Source organism: Microcella pacifica (genome assembly GCF_009371975.2).
GTDB classification, from domain to species: domain Bacteria; phylum Actinomycetota; class Actinomycetes; order Actinomycetales; family Microbacteriaceae; genus Microcella; species Microcella pacifica.
The window spans coordinates 1-2,352 of the sequence record NZ_VIKT02000047.1; the positions used below are offsets into that span (position 1 = coordinate 1).

Here is a 2,352-nt window from a genome sequence, read left to right on the forward strand (position 1 = left end):
TCCAGAACCAGACCCGACACGTCAGCCGCCGCCGCATGCGCGTACCGCGTCGCCGACAGCTCGACACCATCGACAGTGACCGTGCGGGCCACGATGCGGTTGGTCACATCGCGGGTGTAGGACACCTTCGTGGCCACCCCCGTATCAGTGACCGTGGTCGACAGGTGCCGGTTCGCCAGATCGAACTCCAGCGACTGGTCGGCCAGAGTCGTCGTATTGCCGTGCGCGTCATACGCCAACTCAGCCGGAGCGAGGCCGTCGGCGACCGGGTTCGCCTCCGGAATCGCATCACCAGTCACCGTGGACGCCAGCAGACGGTCAGCCTGGTCGTAGCAGTACGACGTGGTCGTCGTGGACGTCGTCGGGACGCCGTCGACGTCGATGTAGTGGGCGTCGGTGTAGTGGGCGTCGGTGTAGTGGGCGTCGGTGTAGGAGGTGCGGTTGCCGTTCAGGCCCGCGTTCGCCACCGCACCCGTGATGCCGGCCGTCGCGCACGCGGCGAGGTTGTCGTCAAAGGAGTAGCTCAAGACGTGATCGGTGTCACCGTTGACCTGCAGGGTCGCTTGCGTGAGACGGGCCGCGGCATCGAACTGGTACGCACTGCGATACGCGGTGCCGCCCGCCTGGGACTCACCATCGGCGAGAGTGTTGGCGATGATCCGGCCCGACTGAGATCGCACGACGCTGTCGGTCACAGACGGCTGCGACACGGGCTGCTCCTCACCCACAGCGGGCAAGTCGGGGAAGGCCCAGGTCATCGACAGCGGAGCCCCAGCGCCCGACCGGGAAAGTCCGGTCAAGGCAGAATCGTTGCCGTAGGTGACACCCTCGAGTTCGCCAGTGGTGGCGTTGTAGGTCGCGGTCGCCAAGAGCACGTCCGGGTCACTCGTGGTGTCAGTGACCGTGAGGACCTTGCCGTCGGCGTCGTACGTGAACTGCTGCGTGACGTCGTCGCCAGCTGGCGGGTCGATAGTGGTCGACAGGACTCGGCCGGTGACTGGCGCGTAGGTGGGTGCGGTGGTGACGCCCCACACGTCGGTGTAGGCGACGGTGCGGCCTAGTAGGTCGGTCTCCACACGGATCGCGCCCTGACCGTCAGCGGCATCCGTGACCGTGCTGACTCGAGGATCATCGCCCACCTCGTAGTCGTTGGTGATCGTGCGCATGCTGGTGCCAAGGTCGGGAACTGTGGTGGATTCTGGTCGATTGCGCCCGTCGTAGGTGATGCACGACCAATCCTCCGCGTCCTGGTCGGTGATAACGCGGGTACCCGCGACGCGGCCGAGCGCGTCATACACGGTCTCGCTCATCACCCACGAATCGTCTGCGGCAGTCGGGCCCTTGCTGGTGCGCTGCATGCCCCACTGCTTCACCGTGTTCGCGACACTGCAGACCTCTGCGCCCCAGCCGGTGGGGAACGTTTCGGTGTCACCCCAATAGTCGAACGTCAGCCCAGCATCATCAGCAGTAGCACCGTTGGCGACAGCGGTCGGCAGGCGCTTCTCGATACGACGCAGCCAACCAGAAGTGGCCGACTCCGGCTCGAATGCTGTCTTCGTCGTCAGGTTCAACCCCGACGGATCGACGCTGACCTCTGTCGCAGCGCCCAGCCAAGGGTGCGAGTAGCCCGTCTGTGTTGTCAGCGACGGCAAAGTGCTGTTGGTGTCGGGCTCGCTGGGGGTCTCAGACTCGTCGACGACTGAGCTCGTGGTGAGTCCGTAGTTTGGCGTCAGGGCCGACAGCGGCACTGCAATTGGCGTGTCGCCGCCGTCTGTGGACCAGTGCAACTTCAGTCTCGCACTGCCGTTGTCCTCGTAGTGGTCGATGCGGATTGAACGAGATCGGTCTTCTGCGGAATCGACCGAGACAGTCAGGAACGAATCCGTGGTCTTCCTGGTCGAACCCGTCGTGTGCCAGTCGTCAAAGACGAGAATGACCTGCCCTGGGTTTCTCGGACAGTTCTCTAGTGTTTGATCATGCCGCCTTTTCGAGCTGCTTGTGAAGGCTCTCGAACTCGATCGGGCTGCGATAGCCCAACGCGGAGTGTCGCCTGGTCGGGTTGTAGAACCCCTCGATCCACTCGAAGATCGCCTGCCCAAGCTCGGCGCGGCTAACCCATTGGCGGCGGTCCAGCAGCTCGATCTGCATCGATCCAAAGAACGACTCCATCAACGCGTTGTCATACGCCGAGGCAACTTTCCCCATCGAGCCCATGAGGCCCGCCTGGCGAAGGCGTGAATCCCCCCGGCGTGTTCGGAGAGCGTATTGCTGGTGTCAGCCCGCTTGTTCGAGGGGCTCGGTCAGAGCATATTCGAGCTGCTCCAGTTCGATCGGGGTGAGGTCATCGATCGA

At 63.9% G+C, this 2,352-nt stretch carries 2 protein-coding genes; both read right to left on the bottom strand.

The window, feature by feature from the left end; all coding sequences use genetic code 11:
- Positions 1-1,358, bottom strand: a 1,358-nt coding sequence (locus FK219_RS13240) for a hypothetical protein (protein WP_210416833.1), incomplete at its 3' end; no start/stop codon positions are given.
- 616 nt (positions 1,359-1,974) lie between these two features.
- The gene (locus tag FK219_RS13245; RefSeq protein ID WP_152584337.1) at positions 1,975-2,214 is read right to left on the bottom strand and encodes an integrase core domain-containing protein; all 240 of its coding nucleotides are present in this window, start codon (positions 2,212-2,214) and stop codon (positions 1,975-1,977) included.
- Positions 2,215-2,352 lie beyond the last annotated feature (138 nt).

What these genes read in the sequence shown, in the direction of transcription:
- FK219_RS13245 (WP_152584337.1), bottom strand. Translation starts at nt 2,214, where the DNA reads ATGGGCTCGATGGGGAAAGTTGCCTCGGCGTATGACAACGCGTTGATG.